Origin of the sequence: Nostoc sp. DedVER02 (assembly GCF_034530675.2) — a bacterium.
In the GTDB taxonomy this organism is placed as follows: Bacteria; Cyanobacteriota; Cyanobacteriia; order Cyanobacteriales; family Nostocaceae; genus Nostoc.
Genome location: NZ_JAVRCP020000029.1, coordinates 56474 through 73310, shown reverse-complemented (window position 1 = coordinate 73310; position 16837 = coordinate 56474). Strand labels below are relative to the sequence as shown.

Here is a 16837-nt window from a genome sequence, read left to right as displayed (position 1 = left end):
TTCTGAAATCTCGATTTGGAATGGACGACTCATAACAAAATTACTAAATGCACCCATCTATAAGTTTGACGTAGTTTAGCGCATCTTCATACAGAATTGGTATTAGAGGTAGTTTGCCGAACTAAAACTAGAGAAAAGCGGTTGATTGCTTTTTCTTGTTCAGTAATTCCCAAACAAATACAAGGATTAGAAGATATTGTCTACATTGGTCGAGATATTACTGCTCGACAGCATCGAGAACAGCGTACAAGTGCCCAATATAGTATCACTCGAATCTTATCAGAATCCCAAAGCGTAAAGCAGGCAATTCCGCAAATTTTGCAGTCGATTTGTCAAAATTTGGGATGGGATTTAGGGGAACTTTGGACACCAAGCCAATATATTGGTACTTCCGTACAGGAACACAGCATCAATGCAGTACTAAGGTGTGTAGAAATTTGGTCAAGTCGAGTAATTTCGGTGCGAGAGTTTAAAGCAATTACCTGGCAAACTACCTATACACCTGGTACACCTGGTATTGGCTTACCTGGTCGAGTTTGGATTAGACGTTTGCCCTTGTGGATTCAGGATATCACAGAAGATGGAGACACAAAGCGATCGCAACCTGCGGCTGAAGCTGGATTGCACACAGCTTTTGGTTTCCCTATTTTAGACGATAGTGAAATTTTAGGAGTGATGGTTTTTTTAAGTCGGGATATACAACCAAAAGATAAAGACTTATTGCAAATGATGGGTTCTATTGGTAGTCAAATTGCCCAGTTTATCAAACGCAAACAAGCAGAAGATGCTTTGATAGAAAGCGAAGAACGATATCGGGATTTATTTGAAAATGCTAACGACCTAATTCAATCTATCAATGCATCTGGTCGTTTTTTATATGTCAATCGTGCATGGCGGGAAGCTTTGGGATATAGCGAAGCTGAAATTGCGAATATGACTATTTTTGATATTATACATCCAGACTTTAAACAAGACTGTTTACAAAGGTTTTATTGCGTGCTGTCAGGAGAAAAATTCGATCGAGTAAAAGCCGCATTTATTACTAAAGATGGTAAAACAATCTTTTTAGAAGGTAATATTAACTGTAAATTTGTCGAAGGTCATCCAGTTGCGATTCGTGGTATATTTCGCAATGTCACCCAGCGACTAGCAGCAGAAGAAGCGCTGCGCCATCAGCAGGAAGAAACCGAACGTTTATTGCTGAATATTTTGCCAACCGCAATTTCCAAGGAACTGAAAAAAGAACCAGCTAAGATTGCCGAAGACTTTGTTAATGTCACAGTTTTATTTGCAGATATTGTTGGCTTTACCGAAATTGTTGCCTCTAAGAGTGCAATGCAAGTGGTAAATTTACTAAACTCGATTTTCTCAACTTTCGATCGCCTCACCGAACGATATGGTTTAGAGAGAATCAAAACAGACGATGCTTATATGATAGTTGGTGGCTTACCCACACACTGCTCAAATCATGCTCAAGCGATCGCTAAAATGGCACTACAGATGCAAACTGCGATCGCTCTATTTAATACTGAAAATAACCAAAACTTCAATATCCGTATCGGCATTCATAGCGGTTCTGTAGTGGCGAGAGTAATTGACCTCAACAAATTTACTTACGATCTTTGGGGAGACACGATAAACATCGCTAGCTGCATACAATCTCAAGGGATTGTTGGTAAAATCCAGGTTACAGAAGATATTTATAAGTTTTTGTGTGATGAATTTTTATTTGAAAAGCGTGGCGAAATTGAAGTTAAAGGTAAAGGAAAAATGACAACTTATTTTTTGATTGGACAAAAGAGATGATGGGAATAAGGTATTGGGAATGGGGCATTGGGAATGGGGCTATCAGTTATTTCTCCTCTGCTCCTCTGCCCCCTGCCCCCTGCTCCTCTGCCCCCTGCCCCCTGCCTAATTAGCGTTCGGAATCAGCCGACCGCAGGGATAGGTCGCTGTTTGCTGTGAAGCACTTTCAGCCACTGCTGTGGGAATCTGATCGGATGGTTGGTTTTTGGCTGCTAGATAGTCTTTTTGCAGTTTATCCAAAATAGCTTCTCGCCTGTCATACACTCGCTTCAGGGGGCGTGGCTGGCACTTATTCAAGACGTATGCTGTTACCAATGGTAGAGCGATCGTGCTATCGGTATAACAAACAATTGTGTTAGGTAACTCTTCTGGGTCAATCTTACCCCAACTAACAGCTTCCGATGGGGTTGCTCCAGACAAACCGCCTGTATCTGGACGTGCATCGGTAAACTGAATAAAGTAATCGTGTCCTCGTTCTTCTAGCCCTAATACTTCGTGAAGTTGCGGTTGAGTTTGGAGTAAAAAGTTCTTAGGACTACCGCCACCGAGAATTACCGCCGCACTTTTCCCACCTGACTCACGGGCATTATATGCGATCGCAGCCGTTTCATTGACATCAATTGATGGATCTATCACCAACTGCGAACCTTCCAAAGCCAAAGCTGCCACGTTCATCCCAATAGAGCTATCTCCTGGAGAAGAGGTATATATAGGCACGCCATACTCATAAGCTGTAGCCAGCAAGCAGGAATTCTGCACACCCAACTGTTTTTCTACTTCTCGAACATACTTACCCAGTAAATGGTGAAACTCAGCAGTTCCCATCCGCTTCTGAAACGCTTCCCCTTGCAAAATCTTGCGGATGAAGGCATCAGTTTCTAGTAGCACATCGTAACCAAAGATGATGTCATAAATGCGAATAGTCCCTTCCTGGCGCAGCTTCACATCATCCAAAAACGGATTACCAGCAAAAAGTTCAAAACCCAAACCATAGTGCATATCGTGGTAAAGATTTGCACCAGTACTAATCATCCAGTCAATAAAACCGTTGCGAATTAAGGGTGCAAGCGCTGAAACCCCAAATCCTGCTGGTGTCATCGCACCGGAAAGGCTAACTCCTACCGTGACACCTTCGGTTAATACATCACGACTCAGAAGTTGGCAGATTTCTCGCAACCGGGCTGAGTTGTAAGCAGTGAAGTAGCGATCGATCAAATCCACTACATTGATATCATTTGATATCGGTGTAGGTGCAATTTTTTGACCCAGCTGTTTAGACATTTTGGCACTCCCGAACAGAAAACACGCCGCCGAATCTAATGTTATCTAGCTTTCAACCAAAGTGACAGCAATTTAACTAATACAGGACGGTGGTAAATCTACTTATCATCTCAGTACTACGGCTAAGACTAAATCGTATCACCTAGCTCAACGCCTACAATTGACACAATCTCACCTTTTGAGCTTCTGAAAATATTAAATTTAATGGAAGATTTAATAAATCTAGGACTTACGCAAAAAATAGCCCAAACCTTGATTTTTCTGTATAGACAATTCATGAATTGCCCTAACAGCGTGTAGTTTTGCGTCAGTCATAAAATCGAGAGAGGTGTACGCTACCTAGATATAAATGCGTCAACAGAGGACTCAACCAATGGGATATGTAATTGCTACTGCAAATATGAAAGGCGGCGTTGGTAAAACCACCCTCACCGTCAACCTAGCTACCTGTTTAGCTAAAAGTCATGGCAAGCGGGTGCTTGTCCTTGATTTAGACAGCCAAATTAGTGCCACACTCAGTTTGATGTCGCCTTTAGATTTTGCCAAACGTCGTAAACAAAGTAAGACATTTAGGTATTTAATTGACGAAGTTATCAATCCAGACCCACAAGCAAAACTGACAATTCAAGATATCATCCAATCCCAGGTTTGCAATCTTCCCGGACTGGATTTATTACCAGGAGACATCGACTTGTATGATGAATTCGTTGTTTCAGAAATGTTACATAAACAAGCAACTGCATTAGGTGAGCAGGACTTTGAAACAATTTGGAATCGCTTTGAAAGAGTGCTGATAAATAATATTTTAAAACCAGTCCGTCAAGAATATGATTTTATCCTTCTCGATTGTGCTCCTGGATATAATCTATTGACTCGTAGTGCTTTAGCTGCCAGCGATTTCTACATCCTTCCTGCGAAACCAGAACCTTTATCTGTAGTGGGTATTCAACTGTTAGAAAGACGCATTGCCCAATTAAAAGACAGTCATGGTCATGAAACCAAAATAGATATAAAAATGCTGGGAATTATATTCAGCATGTCCAGCGCTAATCTTCTGACTGGTAGATACTATAAACAAGTAATGCATCGGGTTGTGGAAGATTTTGGGGTAGAGAAAATTTGTAAAGTACAAATACCTGTTGATGTAAATGTTGCGAAAGCTGTTGATAGTTTTATGCCAGCAGTTTTAAATGCTCCCCAATCAGCTGGTTCCAAAGCATTTTTTCAGTTAACTCAGGAGTTGTTGCAAAAGCTCTAAAAACATAACCCCAATCTCTTTTATTTTAGCCTTGAAGACGAAGACAATCACGATAATATACCAGTCATAAATTATTCGTGAAAAAATAAATCCCCGACAACTTTTATGAAGTCGGGGATCTAGACAGCACTATTTTCATAAATTAGATAAGATTGCTATAAGTAAGTTCTCTTTTTTATAAGTTCAGCAGTTATACGGAAGCTATATATAGCAAGATTCGGCTATTCAGTGAAAAGGCCAGTAAATCTTACTAAGAAACAATGCTTACTAATAATTCTATACAGGTAGAGAAAAATCAAAACTTGGTAATACGCCTACCACGGACACTGAGTTATCTCGAAACCTGGGGCTTTGGCTTAACAGGTCATGTGGGATGGATTGGTACTGCCCCTATTATTCATGCTGCGTTAGGGCCGAAAGCGATATTAGTTTGGTTGGTTGGCACGGTCATTTCTGTTTTGCTGAACTTACAGGTACAAAGTCTAGGTAGAAATTGGCCAGATGTCGCTGGAGGAACACCAAATTATACGACAAGATTATTAGAAAATTTCCCTGGCTTCGGGCGTTACGTAGCATTAGGATACTTTTTTAGCTGGGCAGCCGCACCAGCATTGTATGCAATTATTCTCACAGACCTAATTAAAGTAAATTTTGAAACATTAGGTATTTCTTGCCCAGAAACTTTATTAAAAGTTCTATTTACAGCGATTCCTTTTATTTTAGCGTTTAGTGGAACTCGTGCTTTAGCGCTCCTGCATTTATTTTTTGTATTTCCAGCGATTTTATTAATGCTATTGTTTTCTATTCAAGGCGTTTTATGGTTAGCATTCTCAACTAGTAATTTTCAATTTATTCCCGCTAGCACACATAGTTTGAGCTTTGAAGAATGGGCAAAGTGGTTTTTTCTGGCTAGCTATTCAATTTATGCTTGCGAAACCACTTCCTCTTTTGTTGCTGATAGCCACCATCCATATAAAACCTTAAAGTTCTTAACCGTAGCTGCTTGGCTAATTCCCCCAGTCTTTTTAGGCGGTTCTTGGGTATTAATGTGTTCGGTGCAAAATCCAACAATAGGTGACGATGTATTCTTAAATCTGGTAGCGGCTTCTAAGCCTTTTTGGGGTGAATCTGCCTTTTTTCTAGTAACACTTTTGATTACTGTATCTTGCCTTCTAAGTTCGGCAACGGCAGTTTCTAACTCTCCCAGGATATTATACCAACTTGCCGTAGATAGACAGATTACTCCCATATTTACATTAGTTTCCCGTCAAGGTGTCCTTGGCCCTGCTATCTCCATTACCTTTCTAATCAGTTTGCTGTGTCTAAATTTTGGAAATGTATCTCAGCTTGTGACAGTAGCAGGTACTTGTTATCTGATGTCTATTATGGGATTACATCTGGGATTATGGCTGTGTCGAGGAAAACCTTACGTTTTATGGCCTTGGTGGTCACTTGGTTTTTTCTTTATAGAAGCGGTAGTTCTAATCGTAGGAGGTTTAGCTTGGAATTGGAGAGATTTTTTAGTGGGATTATTATTACCTATTGTTCTGATAATAGGAGATTTATGGCTACGTCAGTTGAGATTTGCACCATTACAGATGGAATGGTGGACACAGCGTTACTACATTTGGTCTAGTAAAAACAATTCAGACTTTTTGATACTACAGGTGACGGTGCTAGTATCATTAATCTGTATTACTGCCACAAGCAGTTGGATTATCCGCGATTTATTAGGCAGAGTTGGTGATAATCCCCAAAACTCTTTACTAGCTATTCTGTTAGTGACGCTTTCTTTGATTGGGGTAGCGATCGCTTGCTGGACAACTCTACCACAAATCGTTGCTATTGATGAAGCTCGCAAACAAGCAAAGAACCTATTTATCACTACTCTTGATACCGTCCCAGATACTGTATTAGTCCTAGATGAAAACGGTAAAATTTGTCAGACAAATGCCGCAGCTGAAGAATTATTTCAAACAAATATTCAGCAGTTAATTGGGCGAAATTTGAATCAACTCTTAATATCCTATCGCGGTCAACCAAAGCAATGGTCTATCAGGACTGAACAAACATTAAAAATAAACCAAGGTCTAAGAATTGTTGAATCGACTATTTCACAGCCATTTAATTCTCAGCTTCGAGAGTATGTTGTTATTATCCGTGACATCACTAAGCGGAAGTTAGTAGAACAGGAATTAATGCAATATCGTTATCAGCTTGAGCAATTAGTTATAGAACGCACAGATGAACTTGTTAGAGTGAATAAACAACTTGAAGAAGACATTATCGAGCGTCAACAGGCACAAGATCAATTACTGCACAATAGTCTTCATGACGGACTAACTGGATTACCTAATCAACAATTATTTATTGAGCGGGTGCAGCAGTCAATAGAACGCAATAAACAGCAAAATAATTATTTATTTGCCGTACTCTTCTTAGACATAGACCGTTTTAAAGTTGTTAATGACAGCTTGGGACATTTATTAGGAAATCAACTTTTGATTGCAATTTCTCATCGGCTAAAATCAGTTCTCCGAGGTGGAGACATAGTTGCCCGTTTTGGTGGTGATGAGTTCACTATCTTAATTGAAGAAATTGAGGATATTAACATCGCTATACAGGTAGCCGATCGAATTAAAAAGGTGCTAGCTTTGCCCTTTCAATTAAATGAGCATCTGGTCTTTACTAATGCTAGTATTGGCATCGCTATAAGTAAACCAGATTATGAACAAGCAGCACAGATTCTCCGTGATGCCGATGTCGCAATGTACCGTGCCAAATCACTTGGTAAGGCACGTTATGAGGTATTTGACCAAAAAATGTACGAGGGTGCATCTTTGCTCTTAGAGTTAGAAACTGCTTTACGAAATGCGCTCCTCAAGCAAGAAGAATTTCGCCTTGAGTACCAACCAATTATTTCATTGACAACTGGCAAAATTATTGGGTTTGAGGCCCTGCTGCGTTGGTATCATCCAGAACGAGGTCTTATTTCCCCTCAAGATTTTATTCCCCTAGCCGAAGAAACTGGAATGATTCTTAATATCGGGCAATGGGTGCTTTCTGAAGCCTGTCAGCAAATGCACAGATGGCATCAACAATTTCCTAGTTCACTACCTCTGACAATTAGCGTAAATTTCTCTGGGAAACAAATCACACAACCCGATGTGTTTAAACAAGTTAAACATATTTTGCAAGAAACTGGATTGAACCCATGCAGTTTGAAGTTGGAAATTACCGAAACCCTGTTGATGGATAATTTTGAGTTAGCTACTGCTGTACTTTCCCAATTAACAGAGTTAAATGTAGAGATGCACATGGATGATTTTGGAACTGGTTATTCATCCTTGAGTTATTTACACCGCCTACCAATCCAAACCCTTAAGATTGACCGCTCTTTCGTCACTAATATAGGTAGTCGAGGAGAAAATTTGGAAATTGTTAGAGCAATTGTGACATTAGCTCATAATTTAAACATGTCTGTAACAGCAGAAGGGATAGAAACTGTAGAGCAATTAGCACAACTGAAGGCGTTACAATGTGATTATGGACAGGGGTATTTTTTCTTACCACCTATGGGAAGTGCAGAAGTAGAAATGTTACTTGCTGCTAACTTATGCTATAAAAACTTTTTAAAGAGATAAATTGGTTGGTATAGCAAGGGACTGAGGATTGGGTGAAAAGTCTTTTTGTGTCTAAGTTTCATGATCTATTGATGTTCTAACTACCTTGACTGTTGCTATATTAAATCTTGTTTGGAAAAACACCTTCTAAAACTGAGAAATTAATTACACTTTAGGATCTGCATTAGTGTTGTAGTACTGGCTGGAGCAAAAAGTTTTCTGCGTTATCAAGTAATCCTTCTTCTAACAAAAGTTCATTAATAAAAATATCGATTTTATGACGATCAATATTTTGCATGACTATAATATGTGCCCAATTTTCACAAACTGCTAACTGCCACTTTTTAATTAACTTTTGAGAAGGTTTTTGAAACACAACGGTATTGGAAAAACTATTTAACATGCATGGATATTCTCTGATTTGAAGTTGTTGGCAAAGATACTGAGCATTCTTGATACATGTATTTGCTTCTCTAGCTAATCCATCATAACCTCTGGTTTGTATTGCATACCAAAGGATTAGGGGAGTATGACCGTTTCTAGATCCCAGGATCGTTGTATCTTTTGAACCAATATATTCAATTTCTGTTTCAACTTTTTCGACCCATTTCTTCTTAGTTAAAACTACACCACAGGGTAAGGGAGAACCAATGAATTTAGCAGAAATAGCTATACTATCTATGGGTTTTTGAAAGTTAATTTGTGGAGCGCCATCTAAAAACGGTAATATTAATCCTGAAAGTGCAGCATCACAATGAATGTAGTAATCTTTAATCTGATTGCGTTCTAAAATTTCTAGAACTTTGTCTAAGTTATCAATTGCGCTTTTGACGGTAGTCCCAATATTTAAATTGATGATGGCTGGATAACTACGATTTTTCCTAATAAGTTGTTCAAAATGGTCATAATCCATTTCTCCATTAATTTGCGAATTAACAACATTATGTTGAATGCGGAATAATTTTGCAGCTTTGGGAATTGAGTAATGAGAGTCTTGTGATGAGTAAAGAATACCATTAGGGTAAATTTCTCTTGCTAGGAACATTCCATATAAGTTACCCTCAGTTCCACCAGCAGTAACATAACCCCAAAAGTCATTTTCTGGAATCTTGTAGAGGTGAGCAAAAAAAGACAATACTTCTTGCTCAAACTTACGAGAATGGAGGCCAAAATCTGGCTCTATATATGGATCTCCAGCATTATTTAATAGATGCTTGAAGAATTTGCCGATCGCACTGTAATCACAACTTAAATTATATGGGTAGCCTGCATGAAACTGCGATCGCTGTTCTATTTGCAGCAAAAAATCTGCCAATTCTTTAGCAACTTTACTTGACATATCTTTGTATCTCTTCAACTTGGATTGAGTTAATGGATGTTTTAATCTAAAATTAACGTATTAATACATACCTTTATTTTTTCTTAATAATTCCTCGAGGTCGCTCTACAACTGAAGAGAATACAGTGTAAGTACTGATAGTGCTTCAGTAATAACACTAATTTTTTTGCGAAGAAGTATCTTACCCTTAGAACTTACGTACTGTGCTAAATAGGCATAGTGTGTCTTGTGTACTTCAACGTGCTGACTTGGGTAGTACAACAAATACAATCTGATTGTTAACTATTAATTAATTGCTGCAATTCTTCTTTTACGGATAAAGGCTCATACCCCAATACAAAAGCTTTGGAACTATCCAAAGAAACATCTGCCGGTCTAGGTGCTGCCATTTTTACATCTTCTTGTCGGCAGGATTTAAGACCGATGGTGGGGAGTTGAAAGACCTCAACTAATATTTGTCCAAAATCATAACGGGAAATCCGCTCTTTGCCACCTAAGTGAATGATGCCGTTAACTTTCTCTAATGCTAATAAAAGTCCTTTGGCAGCAGTTGTTCCACTAACTGGGGTGCGAAATTCATCTATAAATAAGTTTAGTTGTTTTTCTGCTTTTAAAGTTTCAATAAATGGCTGAATAAAGCTTTTTGCTGTAGGCGTGGCTGCACCAAACATCAATGGCATCCGACAGACTGCGGTCATGGGATATCTTTCTAGCATATCTGCTTCTGCGATCGCTTTTTGCTCACCGTAAAGATTGACAGGGCATACAGCATCGGCTTCTCGATAAGGTGCATTTAAGCCATCAAAAACCAAGTCGGTTGAGGTAAAAGCACAAGGAATCGATTTATCCGCGCAAAGTCCGGCAATATTAGCGGATGCTGTGACGTTAATTGCGTGTGATTCTTCAGGGTGGGTTTGACAAAAATTTGGTTGTGATTGTGCAGCAGTATGAATCACTGCTGTTGGTTTGACATCACTAAATATGCGTTGCAATTCCTGAAAATTTGTTAAGTCCACTTTTAGCATTTTCATGCCAGGAATTTCAAGAGAATGGGATAAATAAGTCCCATAAATCTCCCATTCTTGTTTTGCAAGTTGGCAAATATGCCATCCTAACAAACCACTTGCTCCGGTGATTAACAATTTTTTCATGTGTAAATCATTGCTACAGCAAGCTTATATTCTACCTGAGTGGTGACAAAATCCTATTGCAGTAATTCCTGAAACTGCTCTTGACTACGCACTTTGCTAAAGTCTGGGTCAATTTTTGCTAATTTCTTGTATTTATCAGGAACCAGCTTGATGGCTTTATCTAGGTTCTCAATTGCTAATTCCAGATTGCTTTGTAAAGCATAAGAGCAAGCTTTATTGTAATATGCTTGGTGCAAATCTGGCTTGATGGCGATCGCTCTGTTGTAAGATGCAATAGCGTCTTGGTAGCGGTGCAGCTTTGTCAGAGCAATGCCCCGGTTAATCAAGGCTTCATATTTATCGGGTTGAATAGCGATCGCTTTGTCGTAAGATGCTAGAGCATCTTGGTAGCGCTGCAAGGATGTCAAAGCTATGCCACGATTATACCAAGCTTCATATTTGTCGGGTTTGATGGCGATCGCCTTGTTGTAAGATGCCAGAGCATCTCTGTAACGTTGCAACGATGTCAAAGCTATGCCACGGTTAATCCAAGCTTCAGCACTTTCAGCTTTGATGGCGATCGCTTTATCGTAAGCTTTTATTGCATCTTCATAGCGTTGTCTATCTAATAAATTATTACCTTGATGAAAAAAATCTTCTGCTTTTTGGGTAGTCTTCGCTTCTATAAAAAGCTGGGTTACATTACTTTCTTGGACAACTTGTGTAGTCTTTTCTATTGATGAGTTTTCCCCACCACTACAACCAAATGCGAAGAAAGCTATCAAGCCAGATGCAACGAAGCAGCGCTGAAAAACCATGCTGTACCTACAAAACTTATGAGACGATGTTAAAATTCGTTCGTTTTTTGAGTATTATCAAAATACACTAGTTTTTACCCATTAATTTACTTATCTTTTGAGAAAGAGTTTTATTGACAATGCATATATCTTGATCGGGATCAAGCGTATAGTACATTATCATACTAAATATACATAAAGCAATTGCTTAGAACCTATTTCACTAAAAAACAATTATTTGTGTTGCTTTATTGTTGCGATCGCAAGCATTTGGGAATTTACCTTTTAATTAATAAGGGTGCAATTTTACTAGTTTTTCACTAGAAAATGATGTTACTTGCTTTATTTTATCAAGCAAGCCTTTAACCTAATCATTATTAAAATTACTTATCGTATATTAATTTAATTATTGATAACATCAGATGAAAGCGATTTAATATCTAAAAATCGGATATTTCCAATAATACCTCCATGTCTTTTGATATCAAAATTATATTTTCAATACAAAGACATGAAGGCAAAAAATAGATAAAACAGGCTCTATGTTTGGAACACCTAACTCATTCCAAACACTGACTCAACAGTTGACTTAATTGAATCGCGTGCATCCTTCAAAGTTTGACTAATGGGATGCTTTGCCTGCAAAAATGCACGGGCACAATTTCGTCCTGGCATTCCCGAAATCGAACCACCTGGATGAGTACCTGCACCAGTCAGAAATAGATTCTCAATTGGCGTTTTGTAGTTAGCTATTTCTGGCAAGGGACGGAAAAATATCATCTGATCTAAAGTCATATCAACATGATAATAATTCCCTTTGTACGCTCCTAATCTTTCTCCTAATTCTGCTGGACTTTCTACACGACGAGCGATAGTTGCATTCTTGACATTCGGTGCATAGTTTGACAACTTATCCACCACTTTATCTGCAACTTTATTTTTCAATTCATCTGTCCAACCAGTACCTTTTAAACCAGTGCCTTCTGCGCCTGCAATTTGGTAAGGAGCAAAAAATTCAATCCATACGGTGTGCTTACCTGGTGGTGCTAATGTAGGGTCTAAATAACTAGGCATGACTACATACATTGATGGGTCAGTATCAGGAATTTCCCCCAATGTACATTTACTATGAGCCTGTTCTACATGAGCTACAGAATCAGCAATTAAGATAGAACCAACGAGATATTCGTCTTTGTGGGCGTGGTATGGAAAGCGCAGTGGTTCGTCTAAAGCTAAGTCTATTTTGAGGATAGTTTCGTTGTTGTTAACGATGCGGCGTTCTAATCTTTCCCATAATTCCGGATCGGCTCCATCAACATCGCTTTTATCAGTCATTTGTAAAAATAACCGCTTGGCATCAATATTGGAAATAACCCCGTATTTAGCGCGATATTCTTTACCACCAGCCACTCGCACGCCAACAGCTTTGCCATCATCAATTAAAACTTTTTCAACATGCTGATCTGTGAGAATAACACCACCTTTACTTGTGACTAAATTCACTAAAGCTTGCACAAGTGCGCCAGTTCCACCGCGAGGTCTGGCCATTCCAGGGTTGTGACGCATTGCCATCATGATTGCACCAATGGCAAGGGTTTTTTGTGATGGCGGCGCACCAAGTTCTGCTGCTAATCTGGCTAGTGGTGCTTTGAGAAATTCTTCATCAAACCACTCATTAAGTAAATCCTCAGCGCTGGTTAACATGGTACGAATAAAGTCCAGCGTTTTATTCGGGGAACCAATCATCGAAAATAAATCTTTGAATTTTTTGATATCGTAGTTACCAACGATATCTATAATTGATTTCGGCGGTGCATTAAACATCGGAATCATTGCACCGATCGCTCGTTGCCAATAATCTACAAATTCGGCGTACTTTTTGGCATCACGTTCACTATAACGAGCGATTTCTGCACAAGTTTTTTCTAGCGACTTATGTCCTAAGAAATACTTGCCATCAGGATGAGGACAGAAAACTACTGGATCGCATTCCAAATAATGCAAGCCGTATTTTTCTAGTTCTAATTCTTCAACAACTGGCCCCAAGTGAATAAATTCATGGTCAATAGCACATAAGTTAAATTTAAATCCAGGAGCCTCTTGGGGTAAACATTCTTCAGTTGTTGCTGCACCACCTGGAACAGAACGCTTTTCGAGTAACAGGACGCTATAACCAGCTTTCAGCAAATAAGCTGCACAAACTAGTCCATTGTGTCCAGCACCGATTAGCACAACATCATACTCTTGCATAGTTGGAATTTAGAAATAAGTAGCTTTCTAAATAGTAGAAACATTTTATTACTTTTACATCATCCCTCAGTAACAAAAATTATCTTTAACCAGTGTCAATACTACTAAGGAGATACTTGAGTTATTGATGAGGGTATTTGCTTTACTTGAGTTTCTACCAAAAGTATTAAACTACCAGTTTCTACTTTTATATCTTTAATATTGAACACCATATCTTCCCATTTAAAATATGGTATATTCATCAATTCTTTGGCTTTTTGCATTAAAGCTGTAACTATTTCTAGGGAAATACCTTCTCCCTCAGTGCAGTTAAAACTCTCTAGCATCGCGGGTTCTGAATGAGTGCGTGGGCGAAGGAGTGCAGTATAACCAAAAACGCGAGTATTTCCCTTTTCCTTTAGTAGTACTCTTCCTCTACATTCGATTTTGCCATCACCAGGTAAAAATAGTTCAATTTTTTGTGCCTCAAAACTAACAATTCTGCCATCTACATCCAAATCAAAATCTTGCATTTGGCTGCGAACAAAATCTGATGCCAAAGTGCGGTTCATATCTACTTCTGTAAGTATAATTCGCGCTATGGCATTTACTGGCTCATTGAGTTCTATTTGACCAAAAAGAGCGCTTAAGGGATTGATATTAATACTATCTGTTTGAAGTTTGATTTCCTGTACGCGAACGTCTTCTTGGATTACTAACCCAAGACCAGCAACCGAAACTCTATCCGCCTGTCCCTGAACGATTTTCAACAGATCGGTTTGTACATCTATTTCTATTTTCTCTGCTCCATCTATCTTTTCGGAGATTCTTCTTTCAGCTTCTTGGGATAGAAATTCTTCTTCTAACCGATGTTCATTAGGCATGAATTACTACTCTCATAAATGTCTTCTTAATATTTACTGTAAAGGCTAGATACTAAGGAGCGGATCTATATTGAGGTATATGTAAGTCGGAGGATTAGAGTAATTCGTAATTTATGTACAGGGCTGCTATCATTAATTACAAAGTTTTATGGTTCAAATACAGGTGCAGCTTCAATTTCTGTTAAAGGAAACTCATTAACAAGGTTAGCGATCGCCATAATTCTCTCAAAATTTGCCACCACCCCATCCCGATATTCATCTCTTAGCTGCAAATCTAACAACAACCCCATTTGATCGACATACTCACCCACATCAAACTCTTCTCTTCCCATCTCTCCCCCTCTGTGCTATACCAGTTGCTACAAGTTTCTTAACCCACTCAACACACTGGCTTCTCTGCGCCTCTGCGGTAGCCTGCGGCAAGCCGTTCGCGTAGCGTCTCCTAGAGAAGCGTCTACGTTATTCTAAACTTATCACTTCTTGCGGCAACTAAAATAAACGATCTTCCCCCGCTTCAAAGTCAATCACTTGGAACACAGTATCAATATTTAACTCACCATAAACGTGAGGAAATAATTCGCAAACCTCCGCAGCTTCATAATGAATTTCAGCATATTCTCTAATGCACTTAAGCAAGCAGGTGACTAATAATATAATTTTTAATTATTGCTATTTTTAAAAAAATCCAGTAAAAAGTATGACTTATATGGTTTGAGATATTCTTTGTAACCAATAACTAAATTACCTAAATACTATGAAAAATGATGGCATTGAAGGGAGAAGCTTCAATAAGTTCTCCATCAAGATTAAAACTTTTATTTGCTAAAAATACAATGGTTCTATCTCTACAACTAATAACGGCGTTAGCTTGATGGATAACCTGCCCATCTTTATGCATTATCCAGAAATTATAATTACCATTATTATCAGTAAGAATAGAATCAGTATCTATCCCCACAACATAACTGCCCCCTTCATTTAAATCAATCCAATTCTCAGCCGCAGCAGGTAACACAGCAAACATAGCCAAGGCTAGACCTAATAGTAAACTTTTCATAACACACCTAAAAAATTCATCATCTCTTAGGCGTTAGCGCTCAGTCATCAGGAACTTTAGGGATATTATATGAAGTTCTTGTATGGCAACCGTAACTCACTCATAGTAAAAGTAACTGTCCTTGAATTACTGAACCTAGAAGTTGTTGTATTTTCTTCCACCTTTTAGCTTAAATATTTCAGAAAAACCTGTATAAAACAAAAAGCTTTAAGATACCTTAAAGCTTCTTGTCTCTTATTATTTATTTGATTTAAAAATTGTCTGTTGGACTAACATAGCGATGTAATTGAGTCCCTGTTCTTTGCTTTTGCAATATTTACCAAATCCATTTGGTTTAGCACCAAAACATAAAAAGCGTAGAACATTGCGAAATACAGCATAAACTTAAAAACAAGGAGTTCTATTTTGATAGAACTTATTTTGACCCTTTCTGCTTTTATCTCAGCATCCGATATATCCGTCCAATTTTCTAGCCACTCTCCATCAACGTCTTTAACAAATTCGTATATGGCATCAACTCCCATAAGCTTTTTAGAGCGTCTTAACTCTCTGGCGCTCTCAAGAGCAACTCTTGCTCTAGTAACTTTTTGTTCTTTGGGAATTTCAACTTGATAGAACATCATCGCTTTAACTGCTTATCTGTCTATATTAATTTTAGAATAACAGTTTTTCGGGATTTGGTCACTGCACTGGAATGCTTCTTGTCCAATTCTTGACTCAATTTGATGGACTCTTGGGTTGTAACTTACAAACAAACCCCGCTCAATTCCACAATATTGTAAAGTATCTAACCATTTTTCCTGCTTTGGTTGAGAAAGTATACCTTGAATAGTAGTTATTTGAACAGAAAGAGGTAAATTGGTTAGTCCAGAAGCGAATAAATCTGTTGCCATTGATAGATCCGCAATATAAGAATGAAATGTATCACCTCCAAGAAATTCTATTACTTGGCATATCTTCTCAACTAAAGAACTATCGTTTCCTTGGAATTTACCAGCCATTAACTCTTTTTTCCAGGTTTCTTTTTTTGGATCTCTCTCATTAATCCAAAGGGGAAATAAATATTCGTACCAATACATCTCTATTGGTGTCAGTGAGGACAGTTCAGCATCCTTGTCCTCTTTAGGTATTAATTGTAGTTCTAGCCAAAATGTTGCATCTTCTATCAACTCTTCCAAAAGAAGCATTACGTGTTTTTTAGATACCAGTTGTCCAGATTTTTTATCAGCAATCCATCTACTCATTTCCCTTAGCCTTGATGCCAAATTTGGATAAGTATCTTGAGAATCTTGAATTAATCTTACTAAGTTAGACCTGATTTCATCTGGAGATTTTTGCACGCTAAATTTACTACCTAAATAAATAATCGATTTGCCCTGGTGACAGCTATGCTAGTTGAGCGCCAATCGTAAGGATTCGGTTTTGATAACCAT

Annotated in this window: 13 protein-coding genes and 1 pseudogene; 3 read left to right on the top strand and 11 right to left on the bottom strand. The window is 38.4% G+C overall.

The window, feature by feature from the left end:
- Positions 1-141: 141 nt before the first annotated feature.
- Entirely contained in the window at positions 142-1806 is a 1665-nt protein-coding gene (locus RMZ41_RS23920) for an adenylate/guanylate cyclase domain-containing protein (protein ID WP_322642488.1), read from the top strand.
- A 105-nt stretch (positions 1807-1911) separates the two neighbouring features.
- Here RMZ41_RS23920 and RMZ41_RS23915 read toward each other — a convergent pair whose 3' ends face one another.
- Positions 1912-3087, bottom strand: coding sequence for a homospermidine biosynthesis protein (locus tag RMZ41_RS23915; RefSeq protein ID WP_322642489.1), 1176 nt, complete (start codon positions 3085-3087; stop codon positions 1912-1914).
- A 373-nt stretch (positions 3088-3460) separates the two neighbouring features.
- Between RMZ41_RS23915 and RMZ41_RS23910 the strand changes: the two genes are divergently transcribed.
- Positions 3461-4345, top strand: a complete 885-nt coding sequence (locus tag RMZ41_RS23910) for a ParA family protein (RefSeq protein WP_322642559.1) — start codon at positions 3461-3463, stop codon at positions 4343-4345.
- Between the two features lie 260 nt (positions 4346-4605).
- Complete coding sequence (locus RMZ41_RS23905; protein WP_322642490.1) at positions 4606-7989, top strand: amino acid permease; 3384 nt, start codon at positions 4606-4608, stop codon at positions 7987-7989.
- Positions 7990-8152: 163 nt separating this feature from the next.
- Here the strand turns inward: RMZ41_RS23905 and RMZ41_RS23900 are convergent, their stop codons facing one another.
- The 10 genes and pseudogenes from RMZ41_RS23900 to RMZ41_RS23855 form a co-directional block, all read right to left on the bottom strand.
- Positions 8153-9307 (bottom strand): histidine decarboxylase, encoded by a 1155-nt coding sequence (locus tag RMZ41_RS23900; RefSeq protein WP_322642491.1) that lies wholly within the window; start codon positions 9305-9307, stop codon positions 8153-8155.
- Positions 9308-9585: 278 nt separating this feature from the next.
- Complete coding sequence (locus RMZ41_RS23895; protein ID WP_322642492.1) at positions 9586-10458, bottom strand: NAD(P)-dependent oxidoreductase; 873 nt, start codon at positions 10456-10458, stop codon at positions 9586-9588.
- Between the two features lie 53 nt (positions 10459-10511).
- Entirely contained in the window at positions 10512-11255 is a 744-nt protein-coding gene (locus tag RMZ41_RS23890; RefSeq protein WP_322642493.1) for a tetratricopeptide repeat protein, read from the bottom strand.
- Between the two features lie 534 nt (positions 11256-11789).
- Positions 11790-13484, bottom strand: coding sequence for a beta-carotene ketolase CrtO (gene crtO, locus RMZ41_RS23885; RefSeq protein WP_322642494.1), 1695 nt, complete (start codon positions 13482-13484; stop codon positions 11790-11792).
- 104 nt (positions 13485-13588) lie between these two features.
- Complete coding sequence (locus RMZ41_RS23880) at positions 13589-14347, bottom strand: DUF2993 domain-containing protein (RefSeq protein ID WP_322642495.1); 759 nt, start codon at positions 14345-14347, stop codon at positions 13589-13591.
- Between the two features lie 146 nt (positions 14348-14493).
- Entirely contained in the window at positions 14494-14679 is a 186-nt protein-coding gene (locus tag RMZ41_RS23875) for a DUF4089 domain-containing protein (protein ID WP_322642496.1), read from the bottom strand.
- Between the two features lie 157 nt (positions 14680-14836).
- Positions 14837-14959 (bottom strand): annotated as a pseudogene (locus RMZ41_RS23870) (DUF952 domain-containing protein); the annotation flags it as partial.
- Between the two features lie 133 nt (positions 14960-15092).
- On the bottom strand, positions 15093-15404 hold the full coding sequence (locus RMZ41_RS23865; RefSeq protein WP_322642497.1) for a hypothetical protein: 312 nt from the start codon (positions 15402-15404) through the stop codon (positions 15093-15095).
- A 269-nt stretch (positions 15405-15673) separates the two neighbouring features.
- On the bottom strand, positions 15674-16027 hold the full coding sequence (locus RMZ41_RS23860) for a hypothetical protein (RefSeq protein ID WP_322642498.1): 354 nt from the start codon (positions 16025-16027) through the stop codon (positions 15674-15676).
- A gap of 12 nt (positions 16028-16039) precedes the next feature.
- The gene (locus tag RMZ41_RS23855; protein WP_322642499.1) at positions 16040-16744 is read right to left on the bottom strand and encodes a hypothetical protein; all 705 of its coding nucleotides are present in this window, start codon (positions 16742-16744) and stop codon (positions 16040-16042) included.
- Between the last annotated feature and the right edge of the window lie 93 nt (positions 16745-16837).

What these genes read in the sequence shown, in the direction of transcription:
- RMZ41_RS23915 (WP_322642489.1), bottom strand. Translation starts at nt 3,087, where the DNA reads ATGTCTAAACAGCTGGGTCAAAAAATTGCACCTACACCGATATCAAAT.
- RMZ41_RS23910 (WP_322642559.1), top strand. Translation starts at nt 3,461, where the DNA reads ATGGGATATGTAATTGCTACTGCAAATATGAAAGGCGGCGTTGGTAAA.
- RMZ41_RS23905 (WP_322642490.1), top strand. Translation starts at nt 4,606, where the DNA reads ATGCTTACTAATAATTCTATACAGGTAGAGAAAAATCAAAACTTGGTA.
- RMZ41_RS23900 (WP_322642491.1), bottom strand. Translation starts at nt 9,307, where the DNA reads ATGTCAAGTAAAGTTGCTAAAGAATTGGCAGATTTTTTGCTGCAAATA.
- RMZ41_RS23895 (WP_322642492.1), bottom strand. Translation starts at nt 10,458, where the DNA reads ATGAAAAAATTGTTAATCACCGGAGCAAGTGGTTTGTTAGGATGGCAT.
- RMZ41_RS23890 (WP_322642493.1), bottom strand. Translation starts at nt 11,255, where the DNA reads ATGGTTTTTCAGCGCTGCTTCGTTGCATCTGGCTTGATAGCTTTCTTC.
- crtO (WP_322642494.1), bottom strand. Translation starts at nt 13,484, where the DNA reads ATGCAAGAGTATGATGTTGTGCTAATCGGTGCTGGACACAATGGACTA.
- RMZ41_RS23880 (WP_322642495.1), bottom strand. Translation starts at nt 14,347, where the DNA reads ATGCCTAATGAACATCGGTTAGAAGAAGAATTTCTATCCCAAGAAGCT.
- RMZ41_RS23875 (WP_322642496.1), bottom strand. Translation starts at nt 14,679, where the DNA reads ATGGGAAGAGAAGAGTTTGATGTGGGTGAGTATGTCGATCAAATGGGG.
- RMZ41_RS23865 (WP_322642497.1), bottom strand. Translation starts at nt 15,404, where the DNA reads ATGAAAAGTTTACTATTAGGTCTAGCCTTGGCTATGTTTGCTGTGTTA.
- RMZ41_RS23860 (WP_322642498.1), bottom strand. Translation starts at nt 16,027, where the DNA reads ATGATGTTCTATCAAGTTGAAATTCCCAAAGAACAAAAAGTTACTAGA.